This is a genomic window from Williamsia phyllosphaerae (genome assembly GCF_014635305.1).
In the GTDB taxonomy this organism is placed as follows: domain Bacteria; phylum Actinomycetota; class Actinomycetes; order Mycobacteriales; family Mycobacteriaceae; genus Williamsia_A; species Williamsia_A phyllosphaerae.
In genome coordinates this window covers 1-25,163 of sequence record NZ_BMCS01000003.1, presented here as the reverse complement: position 1 = coordinate 25,163, position 25,163 = coordinate 1, and the positions used below count along the sequence as shown (strand labels likewise).

Sequence of the window (25,163 nt, the reverse complement as noted above, 5' to 3'; positions counted from 1 at the left end):
GGAGAACGCAAGGCCACTACGCCGGGGACCCCTCGAGCAATCGATCGAGGTTACGGATGGCGCGACCCAAGTTCCGCAGCACGCGCATGGACACCTCCATCTGCTCGGGCGTGAGCTTGCTCGCGTCGCCGATGCGCATGCTGTTCAAGCGAGACGCCTCGAGCCATTCACCGAGTCCGGGTTCGCGCGCCCACCGAGTGAGGGACCGGGTGTTCGCGAGAGTGGTTCGCAGCCAGTCGATGTCGGAGTCGGGGTGCGCGATCACCGCGCAGAGCGAGTTCTTGTGCTCGTCGTCGGAACCGCTCGCCTCGATGTGCGCGATGAGCGCTGCGCTGAACACCTGTTGACACGTCCTGATGCTCTGCAGGGTGATGCGGTTGTCCGCGAACACCGGCGTCTCGGGGCGGCGCTGCAGTCCGTCGGCAGTGCAGTCGATGTGGACCGTGTTCACCGTGGTTTCGACGTCGCCGTCGTCGAGGTGGATCGTGTCGTCGTCCACCGAACGGACGCGCCCGAGTCGGATCACCCCGGTGATTCGGCGCAGTTCGTGCAGTTCGGCCACCGACACCGTCGCGCAGCGGTACATCGTCGGGCGGATCTGCGGGTCCACGCGCAGGAGCTGTCCGGTCGCCTCGAGCCGGTCGAAGAGGTCGTCGACCGATTCCGCCTCCGCCGACGCCTCCAGTTGCAGCGCGTATCCGCCGACGGTGCTGTCGAAGAAACCCTCGACCGGCTGGATGTTCTTGCGGTCCAGCAACCACGAGTCGCGCGGCACGACCCACCGGATGTCGTCGGGCTCCACCCCTCGACCCAGCAGCCACAGACACGCGTCGATCCCGGTCTTGCCCGCACCGACGACCACGTACCCGTCGGCCGGCCGCGTGATCTCGGGGAGTTCGTTGGGCGCCATCCAGCGCACCTCCGGGCTCACCGGGAACGCGGGCGCACGCATCGACGGGACGGTGACGCGGCTGTAGGTCGCGTCCACGACGGTTCGCGCCCGGACCTCCTGTCGCGCGCCGGTGAGGACAGAGGTGACGACGCCGTCGTCGGTGCTCTCGCTCATCGGCAGGTAGTGGAAACGTCCGGTCGGAAGGAACTGCTGGCTGATGATCTGGTCGAAGTAGGCGACCACCTCGGCGCCCGATGCGAGTTCGTAGTGACCACTGTTCGGACCGACGGTGTCGACACGGTCGACTCCGAGCCGACGCGAGTTGATCCCGTAGAACGCCGACGGCTGATGTAGGCGGACGTACGGGTACGCGAGCGTCCAGTGTCCGCCCGGGCGGTCGTACCGGTCGACGAGAGCGACGGTGGCATCGGTCTCGGTGAGGATCACGTCGACGAAGGCCATGCCCATCGCGCCGGCACCGATCACGAGATAGTCGACATCGATGCTCACGGGTTCTCCGAACGTCGCGGTTCTGGGACTTCCGTGCGCGAGGGGGGACTTGAACCCCCACGTCCTGTCGGACACTGGAACCTAAATCCAGCGCGTCTGCCATTCCGCCACTCGCGCGTGTGCATCGTCACGTTACCGGTTGACCTGCCGGATTCGGGCTGCAGGTACCGTCGATCCCATGCCAGAAGGGAAACGTCGACACAGGCCTGCACTGATCGTGCTGGTCGTCGTCGCGGCCGTCGCCTGCCTCGGGCTCGCCTGGTGGCAGTGGAGCCGGTTCGAGTCGTCCTCGGGTAGCGGTCAGAACCTCGGATACGCGCTGCAGTGGCCGGCGTTCGGGGTCATGTTCATCTACGCGTACCGCCGGTTCGTGGTCCTCGAGAGCGACCCCGACGAGGTCGCGAAGCTCTCGCCCCGGACACAGGGCGCGACCGAGATACCCGCCGATCTGCTCCCCCCGCGCCCCGGGACCGCGGCCCGCGTCACCGCTGACGACGACTCCCCGCCCGAGATCCGCGACCTGGCCGAGTACAACCGTTATCTGTCCGAACTCGCGAGCAGCGAGCCCGGCCCCGCACAGCAGGAGAACCCGTGACCTCATCACCCGAGCCGTCGCTGGCGTCGAAGGCGACCGCCACCCCGGACAAGATACGCAGCGCACTGCTGCGCTACCGGGTGATGGCGTGGATCACTGGTCTGTGGCTGCTGCTGCTGGTCGTCGAGTTGGTGCTCAAGTACGGATTCGATGTCGCCGCGTTGGATTTCGTGCCCATCGTGCACGGCTGGGTCTACTTCGTGTACCTGATCATGGCGCTCGATCTGGCCATCAAGGTCCGGTGGCCCGTCGGCAAGGCTGCGTTCACGCTGCTGGCCGGCACGATCCCGTTCCTGTCGTTCTACGTCGAGCATGTCCGGACCCGGGAGATCAAGTCCCAGTTCTCGGTCTGAGGGCCGCGGTTCAGCCGCCGAGAGATCCGAGCTCCCGCAGCAACGGGATGAGCTGTTCGAGCGCCCGGGAGCGGTGACTGAGCGCGTCCTTCTCGGCGGCGGACAGCTGTGCGGCCGTACGGCCGGCGACGGTTCCCGCCCCACGGTCGGCGTCGTCGTCGGGCACGAAGATCGGGTCGTAACCGAATCCGTTGTCCCCCAGCGGGGCGCGCGCCACATGCCCGCGCCATTCCCCGCGGACGACGGTCTGTGCACCGTCGGGCGTGACCACCGCGCAGGCGGAGACGAAGGCACCTCCCCTGCGCTCGTCCGGCACGTCCGTCATCTGACCGAGAAGCAGGTCGACGTTCGCCTGATCGTCGCCGTGGCGGCCCGACCACCGCGCCGAGAGCACCCCCGGCATCCCGCGCAGGGCGTCGACCTCGAGACCGGAGTCGTCGGCCAGGCACGCCAACCCGGTCGCGGCGCACCCGTCGACCGCCTTCGCGAGCGCGTTGGCCTCGAACGTCGCGCCGATCTCGGGCGCCTCGTCGAACGGCGGCACCTCGTCGAGTCCCACGACGTCGATGCCCTCGATCGCCTCGGTCACCATCAGTCGCTTCAGCTCGGCGAGCTTCTTGGCGTTGCGGCTGGCCAGCAGCAGGGTCGTCGGCATCAGTCCGCGACGGGCTCGGCGGTGCTCGTGGGCCGCGGGGCGTCGAGGGCCGCACGCTGCGCCTCGAACAGGCGCTCGGTGCCGATCGCGGCGAGGTCGAGCATCTTGTCCAGGGTCGCTCGCGCGAACGTCGCGCCCTCGCCGGTGCCCTGGATCTCCACGAGGGTCCCCGCGTCGGTGGTGACGACGTTCATGTCGACCTCGGCGCGCGAGTCCTCCTCGTAGGGCAGGTCGAGTCGGACGCGGCCGTCCACGACACCGACACTGACCGCCGCGATGGCGCACGAGATCGGCTGGGGGTCGGCCAGTTTGCCGCGGGCGTTGAGGAACGCCACCGCGTCGACGAGGGCCACATAGGCACCGGTGATGGCGGCGGTCCGGGTCCCGCCGTCGGCCTGCAGCACATCGCAGTCGAGGGCGATGGTGTTCTCCCCCAGCGCCGCGAGATCGATGCAGGCACGCAACGACCGGCCGATGAGTCGACTGATCTCGTGGGTGCGACCACCGATCTTGCCCTTGACCGATTCACGCTGGGACCGACTGTGCGTGGCGGCGGGCAGCATCGAGTACTCGGCGGTCAGCCAACCCAGTCCCGACCCGCGGCGCCAGCGGGGGACGCCTTCTTCCACGCTGGCCGTGCACATCACCCGCGTCTGCCCGAACTCCACGAGCACCGAGCCCGCCGGGTGGTTGGTGAATCCTCGGGTGATGCGGACCGCCCGCATCTCGTCGTCTGCTCTGCCGTCTGCGCGTCTGCTCACGGAATCAACTCTAACGACACCCCGGTGTGGCCGGACGGCTCGGTCATGCGACGTCGACGACCAGCCCGGGCCGCGCGACACTGACCGGACCCGAGTACGCGGCGCGGGCCTCGGCGAGCACGTCCTCGGTGCTCGTCCACGGCGGGATGTGGGTCAGCAGCAGCGATTTCACTCCTGCACGCCGAGCGATGTCGCCGGCCTCGGTACCCGACAGGTGCAGCTCCGGCGGACGCTCGGACGGTGCGTGGGTCCAGGAGGCCTCGCAGAGGAAGACGTCGGCGTCGGCGGCCAGCGTCACGAGGGTGTCGCACACGGCGCTGTCGCCACTGAACGCCAGCACCTCCCCCGCCGGCCCGGTGATCCGCAGCCCGTACGTCTCCGGCGGGTGCAGGACCCGGCGCGGGAGAACGGTCATGCCGCCGATCTCGACGGCCTCGCCGTCGACCCAGGTACGGACGTCGAAGGTGTCGGTGATGTCGTCGACCGCACCCGCGAACTCCGAGGAGGCCGCGCCGATCCGGATCGCGGTCCCGCCGGGCCCGTACATCGGCGCGCGGGCGGTGGCGGGCACCGGATGGTAGCGGCGCCAGACCAGCATGCCGGGCAGATCCAGGCAGTGATCCGCGTGCAGATGACTGAGCATCACCGCGACGGCGTTGGGGTCGGAGTGCTGTTGCAGCGCACCCAGTACGCCGGGCCCGAAATCGAGCACGACGGGCTGTTCGCCGGGCACGGTGAGGAGGTACCCCGAGGCCGGTGAATCCGGCCCGGCAACACTGCCGGAGCTCCCCAGGACGGTCAGTCGCATGTCGTTCACTGTGCCACGTGACGCGCCACACAGCACCGACGATGGCGCTTTATGCGTGTTGGATCTGCCCGATGGACGGTCCGAGGAATCGGGTGGACAGACGCGCGAACGACACCGGGTCCCCCGTCGCGGTGAACACGCGCTGCGCCTGGCGGTCGGTGTGCGGGTGCAGCAGGTCGTTGCGGGTCAGCACCCGCACCACGTCCTTGGCGGTCTCCTCGGCGCTGGACACGAGCGTCACCTCGTCGCCCATCGCCAGTTGGATGACCCCCGACAGCAGCGGGTAGTGGGTGCAGCCCAGCACGACGGTGTCGACGCGCGCCTGCTGCAGCGGTTCGAGGTATCCCTCGGCGAGGCCGAGGATCTGCCGTCCCGACGTGATGCCGCGCTCGACGAAATCGACGAACCGCGGACACGCGACCGAGGTGATCTCGGCATGGGGGGCGGCGGCGAAGGCGTCGTCGTAGGCGCGTGACGCCACGGTGGCCGAGGTTCCGATGACCCCGATCCGACCCGACCTCGTGGTGGCGACGGCCCGGCGGACCGCGGGCAGGATGACCTCGATCACCGGCACCGGATACCGCTCCCGGGCATCGCGCAGGCAGGCCGATGACGCTGTGTTGCAGGCGATCACCAACGCCTTGACCCCTCGCTCGACGAGGTCGTCACCGATCGCCAGCGCGTGCGCGCGGATGTCGGGGATCGTCAGCGGCCCGTAGGGCCCGTTGCCGGTGTCGCCGACGTAGAGGATGTCCTCGTCGGGGAGTTGGTCGACGATGGCCCGGGCCACGGTGAGCCCGCCGACACCGGAATCGAAGATGCCGATCGGTGCGTCGATGTTTCCCTCGGTCACCGAGGCAGTGTCCCACGGGGCGAGGTGGTCGGGTCCCCGCCGAACAGCTGAGTCGACGCCGCCGCGGGATCACGCTGTCGGCTGCGACGGTCGCGGCCGGCGAGCAGTGAAGCCGCCAGGACCCCACCGATCGCGCCGAACAGATGTGCCTGCCAGGACACGCCGTTGTTGTTCGGGAGCACACCCAACAGTACCGAGCCGTACACGAGGAACAGCAGGACGCCGAGGAGGATCTGCAGCGGCGAACGGTTGAACAGTCCGCGGACCAGCAGGAAGGCCAGCCACCCGAAGATGATCCCGGACGCGCCGATGGTGATGGCACCGGCGGGGCCGAACAGCCACACCCCGACGCCCGAGACGATCCACACCACCGCGGTCGCGATCACGAACCGACGCGCGAGCAACAACAGGAACCCGAGTACCGCGCCCGGAACGGCGTTCGAGGTCAGGTGCGCGAACCCGTCGTGCAGGAACGGCGAGAACACGATGCCGACCAGTCCGTCGGCGTCGCGGGAGACGATCCCGTCGGCGTCGAGCCGGTTGTTCATGGCGGTGTCGATGGCCTCGACGACGTACAGCGTCGCGATGATGACGGCCATGACGACCGCCGAGCGGATCCAGAGCGGGCGGCGACCCGTCGCGTCCACGGTCGGTGCGTCGTATCCGGTCATGTTCTCGGCTCCTCGCCTCACGCCCAGAGCCGACCCTGCGGCGCGGCCTCTGCCTCCTCGAGGGTACCGGCTGCGATCGATCAGATCCGGCCTGATGGAGAGCAGGCCGAGGGCAGCGTCGTGCCCAGAGACGGTATTGCGGCGACGGGGTCGGCGGCGAGGACCGCGGCGACGATGGCGCGACGGACCACCACCGCGGCGGCCTCACACACGGCCGCGAGCACCGCGACGTCGGGGTTCATGCCCGCCGGGACCTCGGGTCGCGGTGGCACGACCCGCTCACCGGTGGCGACCGCGAAGACGGTGTCGCCGTCCAACGGCGAGTGGGCCGGACGGATGGCGTGGGCGATGCCGTCGTGCGCGGCCATCGCGACGCGCCGGGTGGACGCGGCGTCGAGACGGGCGTCGGTGGCGACGACACCGATGGTGGTGTTGAGGACCGTGGACTTGGCACGCAGCGCCCGGTAGGCGTCGAGCTCGGCGTCGTCGGGGCTGCGCAACCGATGGTGGTCGAGGTCGGCGTCGGTGGCGCCCCACGGCAGACCGGTCGTCGGGTCCAGCACATCACCCACCGGGTTCGCCACCATCAGCGCCGACACCGTCACGCCCGGGGCGGCCGGCGTGTCCAGGACGACGCCCGCGGTCCCGACACCGCCTTTGAGGACCCCGGCGCGCGCACCGGTGCCCGCGCCCACCGACCCGACGGCGAAGCGACGGTCGGCCGCGCGGACCGCACGCGCGCCGAAGTCGGCGTCGGGTCGTGCCGTCCACGCACCGACGGGAAGGTCGAAGATGACCGCGGCGGGCACGATCGGCACCACGTCCCCGAACGGGTTCATCGCCAGTCCGACTCCGGCCGAACCGAGTTCGGTCATGACGCCGTCGGCCGCCGCCAGTCCGTACGCGCTGCCGCCGGACAGGACGATCGCGTGCGCGGTCTGCACCGTGTTCGACGGATCGAGCAGATCGGTCTCGCGGGTTCCCGGACCGCCGCCGCGCACGTCCACCGCGGCGATCGCACCCGTGGGCAGCAACACCACGGTGACACCGGTCGCCCAACCCACCCCGGGCACGTCGTCGGTGGCGACTCGCACGTCGTCGTCGAGCCGGTCGGCGTGCCCGACGGTGATCCCTTCGACGTCCCCGAGCGAGTCGGTCGGGCTGGTGCGGAACCCGATCATCGAGGTCACTTGCCCATCAGGGCGACGACGAGCAGCTCCTGCACGACGGTCAGCCAGTGGTAGACGTCGAGGTGGGCGGCCTGGGGGTCGTCGGACGGGAGTTGGTCGGGGGTGTTCTCGGTGACACCGAGCATGGCGCCGAGGGCCAGGCGCACGTCGTTCACGGCGGTCAGCCACTGCTCGGCCTGCGCCGGAGTCAGCGACACGTCACCGCCCCCGGGCGGCAGGGTCGCCAGGACCGTCTGTGCCGCTTCGGATTTGGCGGCGATGATGTGTGGCTCGTGCACGCTGCGCAGGGCACCGTTGAGATCTCCGTTGACGGTGTCGGCGCCGAGTTCGCGATCCTGATCGGGCCGATGGAAATCCGGCAGCAGCCGTCCCAGGGTGGCGTCGTCGGGTGGGGTCGAGTGCCCGGTCTCGATACCGGTGATCGCGGACAGATCATCGGTGGGGGCGCTGTCGGATCGCTCGTCGAGCAGCTCGGTCATCGACGTCACCAACGACGCGATGAGCTCACTCTCGTGGGCGTCCAGCCGCGTGGTGATCCGGATCGAGCTGCCGCGGCCCCGTCGTCTCCAGTTCTGCACCCGCTCAGGTGTCCCGCTGCATGGTCGCCCACAGGCCGGCGGACTGGAGTTTGCGCACGTCGATCTCCATCTTGTCGCGGTCCCCGCTGGAGACCACCGCCTTGCCCTCGGTGTGCACGAGCATCATCAGCTGCGACGCCCGTGTCTCGGAGTAGCCGAACACCTTCTGGAACACGAACGTCACGTAGCGCATCAGGTTGACCGGGTCGTCCCACACGATCGTGACCCACGGACGGTCGATCGCGGTGCCGGCATCGGCCGTGTCGGGTTCGGCCACCGCGGTACCCGCCGGGGTAGCCTCATCCTGACCGTCGAGCGTGATCCGACGCTCCGATCTGGCCTCGGTCCGGCGATCAACCGGCCCTGCTGCGGTGCGTACGCGTGCGGTCGTCATCAGTCCGCGCATGGCCCCAGGGTAGGTGATTGTGAGCGCCGAGAACACAGCGATGTTCACCGATCGGTATGAACTGACGATGGTGTCGGCCGCCCTACGGGACGGCACCGCTCATCGGTCGTGCACGTTCGAGGTGTTCGCCCGCCGCCTCCCCGACGGTCGTCGTTTCGGCGTCGTGGCCGGTACCGGCCGTGTCATCGATGCCCTCGCCGGATTCCGGTTCGGCGACGAGCAACTGCGCGCGCTGGCCGATTCCGTCGATGCCGACACCCTCGACTGGTTGCGCGACTACCGCTTCGGCGGCTCGATCGACGGCTATCGCGAGGGCGAGCTGTTCTTCCCGGGCTCCCCCATCCTCAGCGTCCGATCCACCTTCGCCGAGGCGGTGCTGCTCGAGACGCTGGTGCTGTCGGTGCTGAACCACGACAGCGCCATCGCCTCGGCCGCGGCCCGCATGGTGACCGCGGCGGGGAACCGGCCGATCATCGAGATGGGGTCACGTCGGACCCACGAGTCGGCGGCGGTGGCGAGCGCACGCGCGGCGTACCTGGCCGGGATGGCCTCGACGTCGAACCTCGAGGCGACGCGACGCTACGGGGTCCCCGGCGCCGGCACCAGTGCCCATTCGTTCACCCTCGCCCACACCGGGCCGGACGGCCCCGACGAGCGCGCGGCGTTCGCCGCGCAGGTTGACGCGCTCGGTGTCGGGACGACTCTGCTCGTGGACACCTACGACATCACCCAGGGCGTGATCAACGCGATCGAGGTCGCCGGCACCGGACTCGGCGGTGTCCGCATCGACTCCGGCGATCTCGGGGTGCTGGCCCGTCAGGTGCGCGCGCAACTCGACGATCTCGGCGCGCACGACACCCGCATCGTGGTCTCCGGCGACCTCGACGAGTACGCGATCGCCGCACTGCGCGCGGAGCCCGTCGACGCGTACGGGGTCGGGACCTCGCTGGTCACCGGCAGCGGCGCTCCCACCGCGGGCATGGTCTACAAACTGGTCGAGGTCGACGGCATCGGTGTCGCCAAGCGGTCCAGCCACAAGGAGTCACGCGGCGGCGCGAAGGCCGCGGCACGGTCGGCGCGCTCGACCGGGACCATCGTCGAGGAGATCATCTACCCGGCGGGCGGTGCGGTCCCGGACACCGGCGGTCTGGCCACGACCGACCTGCAGATCCCACTGGTCCGCGACGGCGAACCCGTCGACGGCCTGCCCACCCTCACCGAGGGCCGCGACCATCTCGCCGACGCGCTCGTCAGCCTGCCGTGGGAGGGATTGGGCCTCTCGCGCGGCGAACCCGCCATCCCCACCCGCTTCGCCCTGCCGTGACCCAGCTGCCCCCGGTCACCACCCTCCTCGAATCCGCCGTGTCCGCACTCGGCGGAGCGCACCGCGACGGCCAGGTGCGGATGGCGTCGGCGGTGTCCACCGCGATCGACACCGGCGAGCACCTCGCGGTCCAGGCCGGAACCGGTACCGGTAAGTCGCTGGCCTACCTGGTCCCCGCGCTGCGCCACGCGGTCGACTCGGGCACCACGGTGGTCGTCTCCACCGCGACGATCGCCCTGCAGCGCCAGCTCATCGAGCGCGACCTGCCACGACTGGCCAAGGCGCTGACCAAGCCGCTGGGCCGGGCGCCGACCTTCGCCATCCTCAAGGGCCGGTCGAACTACGTGTGCCTGAACAAGGTGCACAGCGGCGAGGCCGAGGAACAGACCGACGAGCTGTTCGACGCGTTCACCATGTCCCGGGTGGGGCGCGAGGTGGTCCGGTTGCGTGAATGGGTGAGCGACACCGAGAGCGGCGATCGGGACGAACTCCCACTCGCCGTCCTCGACCGCTCCTGGAAGCAGATCAGCGTCAGCGCCCGTGAGTGCCTGGGCGCGACGAACTGCACCTACGGCACGGACTGCTTCGCCGAACTGGCGCGGGCCGAGGCGGGATCGGCCGACGTGGTCGTCACCAACCACGCGATGCTCGCGATCGACGCGATGAGCGGATTCAACGTCCTGCCCGAGCACGACGTGGTCATCGTCGACGAGGCACACGAGCTGGTGGACCGGATCACCTCGGTGGCGACCGCGGAGATCTCCCCCGGCACCGTCGCCGGGGTCGCGCGCCGCTGCGGGAAGCTGATCGACGAAGAACTCGCCGACGACATCGCAGGCGCGGGTGAGCTCGTCGCACAGTTGCTCGACGTGACGCCGCCCGGTCGCTGGACCCGGCTGCCCGACGGCGCGGCCGAGACCTTCGCCGGTCTGCGCGACCGACTGTGGCGCGCACGATCGGCGATCGGCCCCGCCCGCGGGAACGCCGATCCCGACGGCGCGGCCGCCCGCTCGGCCGCCATCACCGCGCTCGACGACCTGCACGACAACGCGGTCCGCCTCCTCGGCGCCTTCGACGAGCCCGACGAGTCGAAGCGCCGGGACGTCGTGTGGACCGCCGAGGACCTCGTCCGCGACGAACGTCGGCCGGTCATCCGCATCGCGCCGCTGTCGGTCGGCGGGTTGCTGCGGTCGTCGTTGTTCAACGAGACCACCGCGATCCTCACCTCCGCGACCCTGACCATCGGCGGCACGTTCGACAGCCTGGCCGCCAACTGGGGACTGCCGATCTCCGGGCGCGGCGCCGACACCACCGCGCCGCTGTCCGACCTCACCGCGACCGGCACCCCGGTGCCCGCCGACGGCGACACGTTCCGGTGGCAGGGCGTCGATGTCGGGTCGCCGTTCAACTACCGGACCTCGGCGATCCTCTACGTCGCCGCTCACCTCGACCCGCCGGGGCGTGCCGGGATCGCGCCGGCGACCATCGACGAGATGGTGGACCTGATCGAGAGCGCGGGCGGACGCACCCTCGGGCTGTTCTCGTCGATCCGCGCCGCCAAGGAGGCCGCCGCACTGGTCCGCGAACGCATCGACCACCCCGTGCTGTGTCAGGGCGAGAACGCCACGGGCACGCTGATCTCGCAGTTCGCCGCCGACGAGTCCACCTGCTTGTTCGGGACATTGTCGCTGTGGCAGGGCGTCGACGTACCCGGCCCGTCGTTGAGTCTCGTACTGATCGACCGGGTGCCGTTTCCACGCCCCGACGACCCGCTGCTCATCGCACGCCAGGCCGCGGTCGCCGCCCGGGGCGGCAACGGCTTCCTCGCCGTGGCCGCCAACCACGCCGCGCTGCTCCTCGCGCAGGGCGCGGGCCGACTGCTGCGTGCCACCGACGACCGCGGCGTGGTCGCCGTCCTCGATCCCCGCCTGGTGACCGCCCGCTACGGCGGATATCTCCGCGCGTCGCTGCCACCGTTCTGGCAGACCAGCGACCCGGCCGTGGTCCGCGCCGCGCTGACCCGGCTGCACACGTCGGCCTCGAACGCCTGACCCGGTGCCCAACCGACCGTCCTCCCGCCAAAGTCCCGGTCATCCCCTACGGTTGAGTGGGGCCGATGCGAAGTCGGTCGACGCTGACCCCGCCGACGGCACCGGGCAGCAGACGGCGAGTCGAAGGGTGGCGAACGGGTGATTGGGCGCATCGGCATAGATGACATCGAGCCGGTGATATCCGCGGGACAGTTCGCGGCCAAAGCCGTTGTCGGCGAATATTTCCCGGTCAGCGCGACGGTGTGGCGCGAGGGGCACGACGCGGTCGCGGCCACCCTGCACGTCGAGGGCCCGGTGCGCGGTTCGGTCCTCGAGTCGCCGATGTTCCCCGCCCACGAGCCCGACACCTACAACGGCGCGTTCATCCCGGACGCACCCGGCTACTGGTCGTTTCGTATCGACGCCTGGAGCGACCCGTACACGACGTGGAACAGCGCGGTCACCAAGAAGCTCGACGCCGGTCAGGACGCGGCCGAACTGGCCAACGACCTCGAGTCCGGCGCACGGCTGCTCGAGCGGGCGGCCGACGGTGTTCCTCCCGGCGACCGGCAACTGCTCACCGACGCGGTGCAGGCGTTGCGGTCCGACCACGATCTCGCCGTCCGCGTCCGTCCCGCGCTCGCCCCGGAGGTCGTGCGACTGCTCGGCGAGTACCCGGTCCGCGACCTGGTCACGAAGAGCCGTTCGTTCCGGGTGTGGGTGGACCGCACCCGCGCGCTGTTCGGGTCCTGGTACGAGATGTTCCCGCGCTCCACCGGCGGCTGGGACAACGACGGCCGTCCCGTGCACGGCACATTCCACACGGCCGCACAGGATCTGCCTCGGATCGCCGACATGGGTTTCGACGTCGTGTACCTGCCGCCGATCCACCCCATCGGCGAGATGAACCGCAAGGGACCCAACAACACCCTCACCCCGGGACCCGACGACCCCGGCTCGCCGTGGGCCATCGGATCGGCGCACGGCGGGCACGACGCCATCCACCCGCAGTTGGGCACGGAAGAGGACTTCGGTTGGTTCCTGTCCCGGGCCGCCGAGCTGGGCATGGAGGTGGCCATCGACCTGGCCCTGCAGTGCGCGCCCGATCACCCGTGGGCCCTGGAACATCCGGATTGGTTCTATGTGCAGCACGACGGCACGATCGCGTTCGCCGAGAACCCGCCGAAGAAGTATCAGGACATCTACCCACTCAACTTCGACGACGATCGCGCGGGCATCTACCGCGCCGTGCTCGGCGTGGTCCTGCACTGGGTGTCGTTGGGCGTCAAGATCTTCCGCGTGGACAACCCGCACACCAAACCCGGCGACTTCTGGGAGTGGCTGATCTCCGAGGTCAAGAAGCGCGATCGCGACGTGCTGTTCCTGTCGGAGGCGTTCACCCGCCCGGCCCGACTCTACGGACTGGCCAAGCTCGGCTTCACGCAGTCGTACACGTACTTCACCTGGCGCGTCGCGAAGTGGGAGCTGACCGAGTTCGGGACCGAGATCGCCGAGCACGCCGACGTCGCCCGACCGAACCTGTTCGTCAACACGCCGGACATCCTGCACGAGACGCTGCAGTACGGCGGGCCCGGGATGTTCGCTCTGCGTGCAGCTCTCGCGGCGACGCTGTCGCCGACGTGGGGCGTCTACAGCGGGTACGAGCTGTTCGAGGGCGACGCGGTCCATCCCGGCAGCGAGGAGTACCTCGACTCCGAGAAGTACGAGCTGCGACCCCGCGACTACAAGGCGGCGTCCTCGCGCGGTGATTCACTCGAACCGTGGATCACCTCGCTCAACGCGATCCGGCGCCGTCACCCCGCACTCCGACAGTTGCGCAACATCACCTTCCACCACGTCGAGAACGACGCGCTGATCGCGTATTCGAAGTTCGACCCGGCCACCGGCGATCTCGTCGTGGTCGTCGTCAACCTCAATCCGTTCGGCGCGGAGGAGTCGACGCTGTGGCTCGACATGCCCGCGATCGGCCACGACTGGTCCGACCGGTTCTCCGGCGTCGACGAGGTGACCGGGGAGAACTTCCACTGGGGTCAGGCCAACTACGTGCGCCTGGAACCGTGGCGCCAGGTCGCGCACATCGTCGCGTTGCAACCGATCACCCCGGACGCCGCCGCCCGACTGGCGTTCCGACTCCCCGAGAGGCAAGCGAGCTCATGAGCACCATCGACGCGGCCATGCCGGCCCAGGACCTCCACCGGTTGCGGGTCGGCACCCATCACGATCCGCATTCGGTGCTCGGCGCGCACCCCGTCCCGGGCCACACCATCCTGCGGACCCTGCGTCCGGACGCGAGCGCCGTCGTCGCGGTCATCGGCGGCGAGGACCACCCGATGCAACGGCAGGCCGACGGGTTGTTCGTCGTCGCCGTGCCCTACGCCGACCTCATCGATTACCGCTACCGCGTCAGCTATCCGGCCGCCGACGGCACCACCACCGATTACGTCGTCGCCGACGGCTACCGGTTCCTGCCCAGCCTCGGCGAACTCGATCTGCACCTGTTCGGCGAGGGCCGTCACGAGCGCCTCTGGGACATCCTCGGCGCGCACCTGCGCAGCTACGACACCCCCGACGGGACCGTCACCGGCACCTCGTTCGCGGTGTGGGCGCCCAACGCCCGGGGCATCACCCTGATCGGCTCGTTCGACGGCTGGGCGGGTCGGAGCACCCCGATGCGCTCACTCGGCTCCAGCGGCGTCTGGGAGATCTTCGTCCCCGACATCGGAGCGGGGACCCGCTACAAGTTCCGCATCCACGGCAGCGACGGCGTGACCCGGGAGAAGGCCGACCCGATGGCGCGGCGCACCGAACTGCCGCCGGCGACGGCGTCGATCGTCGACGACACCGATCACGTCTGGGACGACGCCGCGTGGATCGAGGCGCGGGCTCAGCTCGACCCGACCGACGAGGCGATGAGCGTCTACGAGGTACATCTCGGGTCCTGGCGGCAGGGGCTCGACTACCGCCAACTGGCTGTCGAGCTCGGCGACTACGTCGTCGCGATGGGCTACACCCACGTCGAGCTGCTGCCGGTCGCCGAGTTCCCGTTCGGCGGGTCGTGGGGCTATCAGGTCACGTCGTACTACGCACCGACGTCGCGCTTCGGCAGCCCGGACGACTTCCGACACTTCGTCGATCACCTGCACGCGCTCGGGATCGGCGTGCTCGTCGACTGGGTGCCCGCACACTTCCCGAAGGACGAGTGGGCGCTGGCGCGGTTCGACGGTCAGCCCCTCTACGAACACGGGGATCCCACCCGCGGTGAGCAACTCGACTGGGGCACCTACGTGTTCGACTTCGGCCGCAGCGAGGTGCGCAACTTCCTCGTCGCCAACGCGCTGTTCTGGTTCGACCAGTTCCACATCGACGGTCTGCGGGTCGACGCGGTCGCGTCGATGCTCTACCTGGACTACTCCCGTCCCGACGGCGGGTGGACGCCCAACATCTACGGCGGCCGGGAGAACCTCGAGGCGGTGCAGTTCCTCCAGGAGATGAACGCAACCGTCCACAAGTACCACCCCGGCGTGGTGACCGTGGCCGAGGAGTCGACGTCGTGGCCCGGCGTCACGCGCACGACGAACCTCGGCGGCCTGGGTTTCTCCATGAAGTGGAACATGGGCTGGATGCACGACACGTTGGGCTTCCTCGGCCGGGATCAGGTGCACCGCAGCCATCATCACCACGAGATCACCTTCTCGTTGATGTACGCGTGGAGTGAGAACTTCGTCCTGCCGATCAGCCACGACGAGGTCGTGCACGGCAAGGGGACGCTGTGGAGTCGGATGCCCGGGGACTCGCACGCCAAGGCCGCGGGCGTGCGCGTGGCGCTGGCCTACATGTGGGCTCACCCGGGTAAGCAACTGCTGTTCATGGGCCAGGATTTCGGCCAGGTCGCCGAGTGGTCCGAGGAGCGCAGCCTCGACTGGGATCAGCGCACCGGTTGGGAGGGCGAGCTGCACACCGGCATCGAGTCCCTGGTGGCCGATCTCAACCGCGTCTACCGGGCGACCCCGGCCCTCTACTCCCAGGACACCTCACCCAACGGCTACTCCTGGATCGACGCCAACGACACCGCGGGCAACATCATCAGCTTCCTGCGGTTCGGTTCCGACGGCAGCGTCGTCGCGTGCCTGTTCAACTTCTCGGGCGTGACCCGCACCGATTACCGTGTGGGACTGCCGGTCTCGGGGACGTGGGTGGAGGTCCTCAACACCGACTCGCCGCACTACGCGGGGTCGGGCGAGGGCAACATGGGTGCGGTCGAGGCCGACGGTGACCCGTGGCACGGCCGTCCCGCCTCCGCGCGGATGACCCTGCCCGCCAACGGGGCGATCTGGTTCGCCCCGGGGACGGGTCTCGCCACCTAGACGACGTTCGCCGCCGGCGGCGCGATCAGTACAGGGCGATCAGTACAGGGCGCTGGCGAGTTTGCGCCGCGCCGAGACCACGTACGTCTCGGCGGGGTCGAACAACTCGAACAGCGACAGCAGTCGGGTGCGGACCTGCGACCGCTCGTCGCCGCTGGTCGCCCGGACGAGTGCGATGAGCCTGTCGAAGGCGTCGTCGGGTCGCTGGGCGAGCAGCAACACGTCGGCGGCGGCGAACTGCGCCTCGATGTCGCCGGGCTGGGCCGAGTCGACCACGGCGGGGTCGTGGCTCTGCGCGCGGATCACGAACTCGACGTTGCGCGCCGCGGATGCCGCCTCGACGTTGCTCGGATCCGCTTCGGCGAGTGCACGATACGCGGCCACGGCCCCCTCGAGATCACCGTCGTCGAGAAGTGCCTCGGCCGCGACCATGCCGGGGTCCTCGACCTCCTCCGGTTCGGTGGGCTCGGCCGCGGGCAGTCCGGTGAGCTGATCACCCACCTTTGTCATGATCTCGTCGACCCAGGCGGTGATCTGCGCCGCCGGCTGTACACCCTGGAACGCGGCGACCGGCTGCCCGAGCGCGATCGCGACCACGGTCGGGACCGACTGCACACCGAACGCCTGGGCGATCCGGGGATTGGCGTCGATGTCGATCTTCGCGAGGATCCACGAGCCGTTCGCCTCGGTCGCGAGCCGCTCCAGCAGCGGAGAGAGCTGCTTGCACGGTTCACACCAGGTCGCCCAGAGGTCGACGAGCACGAGGACCTGCTCGGATCGGGCGAGCACCTCGGTCTCGAAGGTCGCCTCCGACACCTCGACGACCGCGGGGACGCTCGACGTCGCAGCTGCATCGGGGTCGGTGGGACCCGCACCGGCCGGACGCGACGGGGCCGCGGGCCGCGTGCGCGCCGCATCGGCTCGCTCTTTGAGTACGGACAGGTCAACTGCGCCGGTCATGGCGGCCGCGCGGGCGACGGCACCGGCGGGAGGACGTTGCTGGGGTCGGCTCACACATCCAGTTTGGCACGCGCGGTGGCATCGGATCCACGCGGAGCGCGCCCGCTGGTACGCACGACGCCGGCCGCGGCGGCGCCGAACGCCATGGCCGCGGCGGCGAGCCACAGGGCTGTGCCCAGGGTGAAGGTGTGGCTGATCGGACCGATCAGTGCCGGTCCGGCCAGCATGCCCAGATAGCCGCTGCCGACCACCGTCGATATGACCCGACCGCTGGGCTGGGCGGTCACGTTGCCCGCCGCGGTGAACAGCTGTGGGACGCCGCCCGCGACCCCGATACCGAACAGCGCCCACCCGCCGATGGCAACGGCGGGTACCGGCGCACAGATCACCACGGTCATGCCGACGACCGCGGTGGCGGCACCTCCGCGGACGACTGCGACCGGTCCGAAACGGGCGGTCACCGCGTCGGCGGCGAACCGACCGATGAGCATCGTGGCGCTGAAGGCCCCGAACGCGACGGCCCCCGCGGCGTCGGAGGTCCCGAATCGCTCGACGAGGTGCAGCGCGCTCCAGTCGTAGGCGGTGCCCTCGGCCAGCATCAACGCGAACGCGACCAGGGCCATCAGCACGATCCGTCCGCGCAGGCCCGGCGGGAACCGTTTGCGCGAGATCGGATCGCCGGACGGGACCGGATCGGCGCCGTTGCCCGCGCGGCCGGCGACCAGGAACGGTCGAGTGGCGATCACCGCGATCGTGGACACCGCCGCGACCGTTGCGACGGTCGCGGCCACCGGGACGTCGAGGAACAGGCCGACCGCCGCGATCCCGGACCCCACCATCCCCCCGACGGAGAAATAGGCGTGGAACGACGACATGACGGGACGGCCGTAGGCCTGTTCGATCACCACGGCCTGGGAGTTCATCGAGACGTCGAGTGCACCGTTGCCGAAGCCGAACAACGCCAGCGCGAGGGCCAGTTGCAGGGCGGTGTCGGCGAAGACGGGACCCAGCGTGCCCACCGCGAGCAGCAGGGCGCCTGCGATGGTCAGTCCGCGTGAGCCCCACCGGTCGATCAGGGGGCCACAGAGCTGCATACCCACGAACGCCGAGCCGCCGAGGATCAGCAGCAGGCCACCGAGTGTGGTGTGGTCGACGCCGGTCCGATCAGAGATGACCGGGATGTGTGACACCCACATCGACGCCAACAGTCCGTTGATGCCGAACACCGCCGACGCCGAGATCCGTTGTCCACTCAGCCGACGCGTCACCGGTGGTGCCGTGGTGGTCGAGGTCATTCGAGGTGTCGGTCGACGCGTTCGACCTTGGCGGTCAGCTGATCGTCGAATCCCGGCCGGATGTCGGCCTTGAGGACCAGCGAGACCCGGGGCGCGAGAGCGGCGACGGCGTCGGTGGCCGCCTTGACCACCGCCATCACCTCATCCCATTCGCCCTCGAGGTAGGTGAACATCGCGGTGGTCTGATGACTGACCCCGGACTCGCGCACGACACGCACGGCCGCGGCGACGGCCTCGCTCATGCCGCCGTCGGCGTCCACCGAGTCGGCACCGGACGGGGCAACGCTGAAGGCGACGATCATGTTTCAACGGTCACACGTGCGAGGTGTCGACCGCAACCGACGCGACCCCGGCGGGCCGATCGCCCTCAGGCGAGCTTTGTGGTCGTCGTCTCGGAGAGCTCGGCCAGGTGCCCGTTGCGCGCGGCCCACCGCTCGAAGACGATCGTCCCGAACGGCGGGATGCTCGAGATCAGTGCCAGCACCACCACCGGCACCCGGACCTCCCGCGAGCCGAGGGTCAGAGGTGTGGAGGTCTGCCACTTCAGCGCGATCGAGGTGACGATCGAGACGATCACGAACACGACGAACACGATGCCGTGCACCATGCCGGGGACGGCCACGGCCTCGGTGTGCCCGAGGACCCACTTGAAGAACATGGCGATCAACAGCGCCAGCCAGGTGATGGCCTCGAGTACCGCGATGAAGCGGAACCGCTTGGCGGTGGTCCGCAGGTCGAAGAAGTTGCCCATGGCGACCATTGTGCCCGACTGCGACATCGGGTTACTACTACGTGTAGTAGGACTCTCAGTCGCGCTTGGGGACCGTGAGGATGAGCGCGTCGCCCTGACCGCCTGCCCCGCAGAGTGCGGCCGCGCCGGTCCCGCCGCCACGACGTGCGAGTTCGAGCGCCAGATGCAGCGCGATACGGGCCCCGGAGATGCCGATCGGGTGCCCGACGGCGATGGCCCCGCCGTTGACGTTCACGATCTCCGGATCGACGCCGAGCTGCTCGGTCGAGGCCAGACCCACCGCGGAGAACGCCTCGTTGATCTCGATGAGGTCCAGGTCGGTCGGGGTGATCCCCGCGCGTGCACAGGCCTTGGCGATGGCGTTGGCGGGCTGCGCCTGCAGGGTCGAGTCGGGCCCGGCCACCACACCGTGCGGACCGATCTCGGCGAGCCACTCGAGGCCCAGCTCGGTCGCCTTCTCCTTGCTCATGACGACGACCGCCGCGGCGCCGTCGGAGATCTGCGAGGCGTTGCCCGCGGTGACGGTGCCGTCCTTGCGGAACGCGGGCCGCAGCCGCCCCAGCGAGTCGACCGTCGTGTCGGCCCGGATCCCCTCGTCCTCGGTGAACTCGATCGGGTCACCCTTGCGCTGCGGGATGGAGACGGGGACGACCTCGTCGGCGAACAGCCCGTTCTTCCATGCTGCGGCGGCGCGCTGGTGCGAGCGGGCGGCGAACTCGTCCTGCTGCTCACGCGAGTAGAAGACGCGGTCGTTCTCCTGCTCGGTGAGCGCGCCCATCGGCTGATCGGTGAACGGGTCGTACAGACCGTCGAACGCCATGTGGTCGACGAGCTCGGTGTTGCCGTATTTGAAGCCGCCGCGGCTGCCGGGCAGCAGGTGCGGTGCCTGCGTCATCGACTCCTGGCCGCCCGCGACGATGCAGTCGAACTCGCCCGCACGGATCAGCTGGTCGGCCAGTGCGATGGCGTCGATGCCGGACAGACACATCTTGTTGATGGTCAGGGCGGCGACGTCCCAGCCGATCCCGGCTTTCACCGAGGCCTGGCGCGCCGGCATCTGACCGGCACCCGCGGTGAGGACCTGGCCCATGATCACGTACTCGACCGCCGAGGCGGGCACGCCGGCCTTCTCGAGGGCTCCGCGGATCGCGATGGCGCCGAGATCGACGGCGCTGACGTCCTTGAGGGACCCCATCAGGCGACCGATCGGGGTGCGGGCTCCGGCGACGATGACCGATGACATGGGGACCTCCGGTGTGTGACGGGCGAAGACGCTGGTGTGCGCTCCGACGACCGTCGAGTGGCGACGTTTTCGGGCCCAACGCTACCGTTGCCGACATGACAGCGTTTGCAGAGTCGCCCTCCGCGCCCGACCCCGCGTCCGGCCCCACTGCGCTCATCGGCGATCTGGTCACCGCGATCGATCACGTGGGCATCGCGGTGAGCGACCTCGAGGCGACCAAGGCCTGGTACGCCGACAACCTCGGGTTCGTGTGCCTGCACGAGGAGACCAACACCGATCAGGGCGTCATCGAGGCGATGGTGGGCCCGGCCGACGCGCAGATCACCGGCAGCGCGCAGATACAGCTGCTGGCGCCCCTGGACGACTCCTCGACCATCGCCAAGTTCCTCGATCGCAAGGGCCCCGGCCTGCAGCAGCTCGCCGTGCGGGTTGTCGACGTCGACGAGGTCGTGCGTCGACTGACCGCCAACGGCGTGCGCGTGCTCTACCCCGAGGCGCGACGCGGTACCGCCGACTCGCGGATCAACTTCGTCCATCCCAAAGACGCTGGTGGCGTGCTCCTCGAGCTGGTGGAACCCGCGTCCCACTGAGTTCGGCCCGGATGTCCGTCCGATGGTGGAGTCGACTCAGTGAAGTCGGCTCCACCGAGTAAACTCTGCGCCATGTCCGAACACGATCACGCCTCGCAGTCCGGCCTCCCGTTCGCCATCGCCATGCGTGGCTACGACCGAGAACAGGTCAGCGAGTTCTTCAAACGCTCGGACGCGGAGATGCGGGTCATCGCCGCCGATCGCGATGCGGCGGCATCCAATGCGCGCGAGCTCGCCGAGCACCTCGACGACGCGCGCGACGAGATCGAGCAGCTCCGCCGCGACGTCGACTCGTTGTCGGTCCCGGTCAGCACCGCCCAGGGCATGAGCGACCGCATCTCCCGCATGCTGCAGCTCGCGGCCGACGAGGCCTCCGAGATGCGGGCCACCGCCCAGTCAGAGGCGGCCGAGTTGCTCTCGGTGGCGCGCCAGGAGGCGGCGGCACTGCGGGCCGACGCCGCCGAGGAGGCGTCCTCGACACTGGCCGCGGCCAACGTGGAGTCGCAGCGACTGCGTACCGAGGCGTCCCGCCTGGAGGCCGACGCCCGGAAGCGCTCGGACGACAACGCGACCTTCATCGCCGACCGCACGGCGGCGATGGAGACCGAACACAAGCGGACCATGGCTGCCGCCAAGCAGGAGGCCGAGCGGATCGTGGCCAACGCGCGCGCCGAGGCCGAGGAGATCGACGTCCAGGCGCAGCGCAACCGCGAACGCGTCCAGGAGGACTTCGACGTCACGATGGCGGCGCGCCGCGACAAGGCCGTCACCGCGGTCAAGGAACTCGAGCTGTCCTCGGAGGCGACCGCACGCGACCTCATCGACAACGCGTCCGCCGAGTCCGATCGACTTCTCGCCCACTCGCATTCGATCGCCACCGACCGGGTCACGCGCTCGTCGGAGTTGGTGCAGAGCGCACGTCAGTTGCGATCTCGGATGTTGGCGCAGCTCACTGAGGTGCGTACCCAGCTCGACGACCTGCCCCGCCTGCTCGCCGAACTGGAGGAGGAGAAAGAACTCGTCGACACCGACAGCACGGACCTGCTGAACTCCGGGCTGGCCGAACACGCCAAGATCTCCCGGTCGACCGACGGACGCTCCCCCGGCGCTGCCGAGTCGGGCGCCGACGACCGGGACGATCAGGCATCGGACCGCACGACGCCGATGAGCCAGTCCTACCGCTGAGGACTTGTCAGGACCGGTATCCGGTCCGGCCGGCGCGTCCGCGCCAGCACCCGGTGTGCCAGTGCCGACGGTCCTCGCCGCCACGATCGTCGACCGGCCAGGCGACGACGTGCGCGGTCCCGGGGACGATGGAGTGGTTGCAGCCCGGGCACAGGTAGGTCTTGGTCGCGGCCGTCCCGGAGATGGGTCGGACGTGGTGGTCCACCTCATACCCTGCGGGTCCGCTCTCCACCCGGTGCAGTGGTCCGGCCGACGCCGCTCGCGGCGGTGGACGATCTCGCCTGTTGTGACGGGGCATCTCGGCCTCAGAACAGCCGGAACTCGGTGCTCTCGGTTCCCCGCAGCGCATCGTAATCGAGTATGAGGCAACGGATCCCGCGGTCCTCGGCAAGGGTTCGCGCCTGCGGCTTGATCAACTGCGCCGCGAACACACCAGAGACCGGGGCCAGCGTCGTGTCGCGGTTCATCAGTTCGAGGTAGCGCGTCAGCTGCTCGACCCCGTCGATCTCGCCACGGCGTTTGATCTCGACCGCGACCGACCCACCGGTGGCGTCACGGCACAGGAGGTCGACCGGTCCGATGGCAGTCATGTACTCGCGACGAACGAGGGTGTATCCGGGCCCGAGGGTCTGTACGTGCTCGGCCAACAGTTCCTGCAGATGCGCCTCGACCCCGTCTTTGACCAACCCCGGATCGATTCCCAGTTCGTGCGAGGAGTCGTGCTCGACCTCGCCGAGCAGGATGCGGAGTTCCTCGCCTGCCTTGTTGGTCACCACCCACAGGGCCGTGCCCGCGGCTCCGTCGGGGATCGGTTGCTCGGTGAGCCAACAGGGCGGACTCATCCAGTTCAGCGGCTTGTAGGCACGGTCGTCGGCGTGCACGCTCACCGACCCGTCGTTCTTCACCAGCAGCAGGCGACGGGCCATCGGCAGATGAGCCGTCAACCGGCCCACGTAATCCACCTGGCACTCCGCGATCACCAAACGCACTCTCCCACCTTAGGGGTCGACGGGTTGTCGGGACGGACCCACCCGACGATGCTGGGCAGGTGACCGATGTGAGCCGGCTGTCGTCGAGAACCGTGTACCGCAACGCGTGGATGTCGGTACGTGAGGACGACATCCGGCGGACCGACGGCAGTGTCGGGATCTACGGGGTCGTGGACCGTCCACTCGGCGTCGTCGTGGTCGCTCGGCGCCCCGTGTCCGGTGGCGAGGAGATCTACCTGGTGGAGCAGTTCCGCTATCCCGTCGGCGCCCGACGGTGGGAGTTCCCGGCCGGGACGGCCCCCGACGGCGTGACCCTGGACGCCGTCGCACTCGCCGCCCGCGAACTGCGGGAGGAGACCGGACTCGTCGCCCGCAGTCTCACCCATCTCGCCACCATCGACGTGGCCCCGGGGTTCTGTGCCCAACGATCGGCGGTCGTGCTGGCCGAGGAACTGATCGAAGGTGAACCGGACCGAGAGCACGAGGAGCAGGACATGCTCGGTCGCTGGTGGGATCGATCGGAGATCGCCGTCGCGATCGAGACGGGAGAGATCTGCGACGCTCAGACGATGGCCGCCTGGGCCTGCGTCATCAGTCGCGGTTCGCGGCCTGTTTGAGCAGGACGTCCTCGGCCACCGTGACCGCCTCGGCCATCGTCGAGGTGATCGCCGCCTCCGCCGGGTTCGACGGCAGTCGCTCCTGGGATCGCCGGTTCTTGCCCACGAGGATGCCGTCGGGGTCCACGATCACCCATTCCTTGCCGTCCTCGCGGAGCGAGCGACGTAACCCGATCAACATGCGTCGGGACACCTCGTCGATCATGCCGACCCGTTGCAGTCCCACGATGATCACATCCGCGTCAGTGCGGATCGACTCGACGCGACGGACCACACTCTCGGTTCCGGAGAAGGTCAGGTCCCCCTGGAGCTCCAGTACCCGGATACGTTCCCGATGGGCACGGAGGTAGACCTGGTCGACCGTGCTGCGGTCCGCGCCCACGTCGAGCTCATGACCGTCGTAGGTGGAGCGGATCGTCACCCTGCTCTCCCGGGCGACGTTGAACATGTGCAGGCCCAGATCCGCCGACAGATGCCGGCACGCCCGCACACCCCGGACACTGTTCCCGTGTTCGTCGAGGCGCGGCGAGTAGACGCCGATGCCGAGCTGCCCGGGCAGGACGGCGAGAATGCCCCCACCGACGCCACTCTTCGCCGGTAGGCCCACCGACGTCACCCAGTCGCCGGCACCGTCGTACATGCCGCAGGTGGTCATCACGCTCAGGACGCGTCGTACAACAACCTGATCCAACATCCGTCGGCCCGTGCGGGGATTCACGCCGCCGTTGGCCAGGGTGGAGCCGATCACCGCGAGATCGTCGGTGGTGACGCGCACCGAACACTGCCGGAAGTACAGATCCACCGCGTCTTCGGGATCTGCAGGCATGACGCCGTAACTCTCGAGCATGTAGGCGATCGCCCGGTTCCGTGACCCGCTGGCCGTCTCGGACCGGTACACCGCCTCGTCCATCGACAGCCGCCGACCCGCACACCCCGAGTAGAAGTCCAGTAACCGGGTGAAGGCCTCGTCGACGTCCCCGGTGTCGGTGTCACCGTCATGGCCGGCATCGAGGAGGAGCGCCGCCGCGGTGATGGCGCCGGCGTTGATCATCGGGTTCTTCGGATTGCGCGTCCGCGCATCCACGCTGATCTCGTTGAACGCCTCACCGGACGGCTCGACACCGATGTGTGCGTCCACGGTCTCGACACCCCGTCTGGACAGGGCCAGAGCGTAGGTGAGGGCCTTCGATATGGACTGGATGGTGAACTCGAGGGACGAATCACCGATCGAGTAGACGTGCCCGTCGTGCACGGCGACCGACACCGCGAACCGGTCCGGATCAACCGCCGCGAGTTCCGGGATGTAGTCGGCCAGTTCTCCGACGTTGTTCACCACGCAGTCGGTCTCGATATGACGCAGATAGTCGACCACGACGGACACCATGATGCCCATCAAAGCAGACGGTCCGGAAATGACTGAAGCCCCGGAAACCGATGAGGGTTTCCGAGGCTTCAGTAAGTTGTGTTCGGCGGTGTCCTACTCTCCCACACTGATTAGGGTGCAGTACCATTGGCGCTGGAG

The 25,163-nt window shown here is 69.3% G+C and carries 26 protein-coding genes and 1 tRNA gene; 9 read left to right on the top strand and 18 right to left on the bottom strand.

All coding sequences use genetic code 11. From position 1 onward, the window contains the following. Window positions 1-16 precede the first annotated feature (16 nt). Window positions 17-1,402 carry an NAD(P)/FAD-dependent oxidoreductase gene (locus IEV93_RS18635; protein WP_229705329.1) on the bottom strand — a complete coding sequence of 462 codons (1,386 nt, stop codon included), beginning with the start codon at window positions 1,400-1,402 and terminating at the stop codon, window positions 17-19. 34 nt (window positions 1,403-1,436) lie between these two features. Next, window positions 1,437-1,519, bottom strand: a tRNA-Leu gene (locus IEV93_RS18630). 61 nt (window positions 1,520-1,580) lie between these two features. On the opposite strand from IEV93_RS18630, the gene IEV93_RS18625 reads away from it, so the two are divergent. Continuing rightward, a complete protein-coding gene (locus IEV93_RS18625; protein WP_188491836.1) occupies window positions 1,581-1,997 on the top strand; it encodes a transcriptional regulator in 417 nt (138 codons plus the stop codon). Further along, window positions 1,994-2,350 (top strand): DUF3817 domain-containing protein, encoded by a 357-nt coding sequence (locus tag IEV93_RS18620; protein ID WP_229705328.1) that lies wholly within the window; start codon window positions 1,994-1,996, stop codon window positions 2,348-2,350. The genes IEV93_RS18625 and IEV93_RS18620 overlap by 4 nt, the downstream gene beginning before the upstream one ends. A 10-nt stretch (window positions 2,351-2,360) precedes the next feature. Here the strand turns inward: IEV93_RS18620 and IEV93_RS18615 are convergent, their stop codons facing one another. The 8 genes from IEV93_RS18615 to clpS form a co-directional block, all read right to left on the bottom strand. Then, on the bottom strand, window positions 2,361-3,005 hold the full coding sequence (locus IEV93_RS18615) for a non-canonical purine NTP pyrophosphatase (RefSeq protein WP_188491834.1): 645 nt from the start codon (window positions 3,003-3,005) through the stop codon (window positions 2,361-2,363). Continuing rightward, on the bottom strand, window positions 3,005-3,766 hold the full coding sequence (gene rph / locus IEV93_RS18610; RefSeq protein WP_188491832.1) for a ribonuclease PH: 762 nt from the start codon (window positions 3,764-3,766) through the stop codon (window positions 3,005-3,007). Before rph ends, IEV93_RS18615 begins: the two co-directional genes overlap by 1 nt. Before the next feature lie 43 nt (window positions 3,767-3,809). Beyond that, window positions 3,810-4,574, bottom strand: a complete 765-nt coding sequence (locus IEV93_RS18605) for a cyclic nucleotide-degrading phosphodiesterase (RefSeq protein WP_188491830.1) — start codon at window positions 4,572-4,574, stop codon at window positions 3,810-3,812. A gap of 49 nt (window positions 4,575-4,623) precedes the next feature. Continuing rightward, a complete protein-coding gene (gene murI / locus IEV93_RS18600) occupies window positions 4,624-5,427 on the bottom strand; it encodes a glutamate racemase (protein ID WP_188491828.1) in 804 nt (267 codons plus the stop codon). Next, the gene (locus tag IEV93_RS18595; protein ID WP_188491826.1) at window positions 5,424-6,098 is read right to left on the bottom strand and encodes a rhomboid family intramembrane serine protease; all 675 of its coding nucleotides are present in this window, start codon (window positions 6,096-6,098) and stop codon (window positions 5,424-5,426) included. Before IEV93_RS18595 ends, murI begins: the two co-directional genes overlap by 4 nt. A gap of 80 nt (window positions 6,099-6,178) precedes the next feature. Beyond that, window positions 6,179-7,279, bottom strand: a complete 1,101-nt coding sequence (locus tag IEV93_RS18590; RefSeq protein ID WP_188493155.1) for a P1 family peptidase — start codon at window positions 7,277-7,279, stop codon at window positions 6,179-6,181. A gap of 5 nt (window positions 7,280-7,284) precedes the next feature. Continuing rightward, on the bottom strand, window positions 7,285-7,866 hold the full coding sequence (aosR, locus tag IEV93_RS18585) for an oxidative stress transcriptional regulator AosR (RefSeq protein ID WP_188491824.1): 582 nt from the start codon (window positions 7,864-7,866) through the stop codon (window positions 7,285-7,287). Between the two features lie 4 nt (window positions 7,867-7,870). Then, window positions 7,871-8,260: an ATP-dependent Clp protease adapter ClpS gene (clpS, locus tag IEV93_RS18580; RefSeq protein ID WP_371873886.1), complete on the bottom strand. Its 390-nt coding sequence runs from the start codon at window positions 8,258-8,260 to the stop codon at window positions 7,871-7,873. A gap of 31 nt (window positions 8,261-8,291) precedes the next feature. Here clpS and IEV93_RS18575 point away from each other — a divergent pair, with 31 nt between their 5' ends. The 4 genes from IEV93_RS18575 to glgB all read left to right on the top strand — a co-directional run bounded on the left by IEV93_RS18575 (window position 8,292) and on the right by glgB (window position 16,011). Beyond that, the gene (locus tag IEV93_RS18575) at window positions 8,292-9,596 is read left to right on the top strand and encodes a nicotinate phosphoribosyltransferase (protein ID WP_188491820.1); all 1,305 of its coding nucleotides are present in this window, start codon (window positions 8,292-8,294) and stop codon (window positions 9,594-9,596) included. Beyond that, window positions 9,593-11,647: an ATP-dependent DNA helicase gene (locus tag IEV93_RS18570; RefSeq protein WP_229705327.1), complete on the top strand. Its 2,055-nt coding sequence runs from the start codon at window positions 9,593-9,595 to the stop codon at window positions 11,645-11,647. Before IEV93_RS18575 ends, IEV93_RS18570 begins: the two co-directional genes overlap by 4 nt. 138 nt (window positions 11,648-11,785) lie before the next feature. Beyond that, entirely contained in the window at window positions 11,786-13,804 is a 2,019-nt protein-coding gene (locus IEV93_RS18565; protein WP_188491818.1) for a maltotransferase domain-containing protein, read from the top strand. Beyond that, window positions 13,801-16,011, top strand: a complete 2,211-nt coding sequence (gene glgB / locus IEV93_RS18560; RefSeq protein WP_188491816.1) for a 1,4-alpha-glucan branching protein GlgB — start codon at window positions 13,801-13,803, stop codon at window positions 16,009-16,011. The genes IEV93_RS18565 and glgB overlap by 4 nt, the downstream gene beginning before the upstream one ends. A 39-nt stretch (window positions 16,012-16,050) precedes the next feature. Here glgB and IEV93_RS18555 read toward each other — a convergent pair whose 3' ends face one another. The 5 genes from IEV93_RS18555 to IEV93_RS18535 all read right to left on the bottom strand — a co-directional run bounded on the left by IEV93_RS18555 (window position 16,051) and on the right by IEV93_RS18535 (window position 20,260). Continuing rightward, complete coding sequence (locus tag IEV93_RS18555) at window positions 16,051-16,971, bottom strand: tetratricopeptide repeat protein (protein ID WP_188493153.1); 921 nt, start codon at window positions 16,969-16,971, stop codon at window positions 16,051-16,053. A gap of 50 nt (window positions 16,972-17,021) precedes the next feature. Beyond that, window positions 17,022-18,266 carry an MFS transporter gene (locus tag IEV93_RS18550; RefSeq protein ID WP_188491814.1) on the bottom strand — a complete coding sequence of 415 codons (1,245 nt, stop codon included), beginning with the start codon at window positions 18,264-18,266 and terminating at the stop codon, window positions 17,022-17,024. Beyond that, entirely contained in the window at window positions 18,263-18,568 is a 306-nt protein-coding gene (locus IEV93_RS18545) for an MTH1187 family thiamine-binding protein (protein WP_188491812.1), read from the bottom strand. Before IEV93_RS18545 ends, IEV93_RS18550 begins: the two co-directional genes overlap by 4 nt. Window positions 18,569-18,633: 65 nt before the next feature. Then, the gene (locus tag IEV93_RS18540) at window positions 18,634-19,026 is read right to left on the bottom strand and encodes a DUF3817 domain-containing protein (protein WP_371873885.1); all 393 of its coding nucleotides are present in this window, start codon (window positions 19,024-19,026) and stop codon (window positions 18,634-18,636) included. A 46-nt stretch (window positions 19,027-19,072) separates the two neighbouring features. After that, window positions 19,073-20,260: an acetyl-CoA C-acetyltransferase gene (locus IEV93_RS18535; protein ID WP_188491810.1), complete on the bottom strand. Its 1,188-nt coding sequence runs from the start codon at window positions 20,258-20,260 to the stop codon at window positions 19,073-19,075. A 95-nt stretch (window positions 20,261-20,355) separates the two neighbouring features. Between IEV93_RS18535 and mce the strand changes: the two genes are divergently transcribed. Together mce and IEV93_RS18525 are read left to right on the top strand one after the other, a co-directional pair. Beyond that, complete coding sequence (gene mce / locus IEV93_RS18530; RefSeq protein WP_188491808.1) at window positions 20,356-20,850, top strand: methylmalonyl-CoA epimerase; 495 nt, start codon at window positions 20,356-20,358, stop codon at window positions 20,848-20,850. A gap of 72 nt (window positions 20,851-20,922) precedes the next feature. Further along, the gene (locus IEV93_RS18525) at window positions 20,923-22,035 is read left to right on the top strand and encodes a coiled-coil domain-containing protein (RefSeq protein ID WP_188491805.1); all 1,113 of its coding nucleotides are present in this window, start codon (window positions 20,923-20,925) and stop codon (window positions 22,033-22,035) included. 7 nt (window positions 22,036-22,042) lie between these two features. Here IEV93_RS18525 and IEV93_RS18520 read toward each other — a convergent pair whose 3' ends face one another. Together IEV93_RS18520 and nucS are read right to left on the bottom strand one after the other, a co-directional pair. Continuing rightward, window positions 22,043-22,333, bottom strand: a complete 291-nt coding sequence (locus tag IEV93_RS18520) for an Rv1322 family protein (protein WP_188491803.1) — start codon at window positions 22,331-22,333, stop codon at window positions 22,043-22,045. 7 nt (window positions 22,334-22,340) lie between these two features. After that, window positions 22,341-23,024 carry an endonuclease NucS gene (gene nucS, locus IEV93_RS18515; RefSeq protein ID WP_188491800.1) on the bottom strand — a complete coding sequence of 228 codons (684 nt, stop codon included), beginning with the start codon at window positions 23,022-23,024 and terminating at the stop codon, window positions 22,341-22,343. A gap of 59 nt (window positions 23,025-23,083) precedes the next feature. Between nucS and IEV93_RS18510 the strand changes: the two genes are divergently transcribed. Then, complete coding sequence (locus IEV93_RS18510) at window positions 23,084-23,641, top strand: NUDIX domain-containing protein (RefSeq protein WP_188491798.1); 558 nt, start codon at window positions 23,084-23,086, stop codon at window positions 23,639-23,641. Here the strand turns inward: IEV93_RS18510 and glsA are convergent. Then, on the bottom strand, window positions 23,616-25,025 hold the full coding sequence (gene glsA / locus IEV93_RS18505; protein ID WP_188493149.1) for a glutaminase A: 1,410 nt from the start codon (window positions 25,023-25,025) through the stop codon (window positions 23,616-23,618). The genes IEV93_RS18510 and glsA overlap by 26 nt on opposite strands. Between the last annotated feature and the right edge of the window lie 138 nt (window positions 25,026-25,163).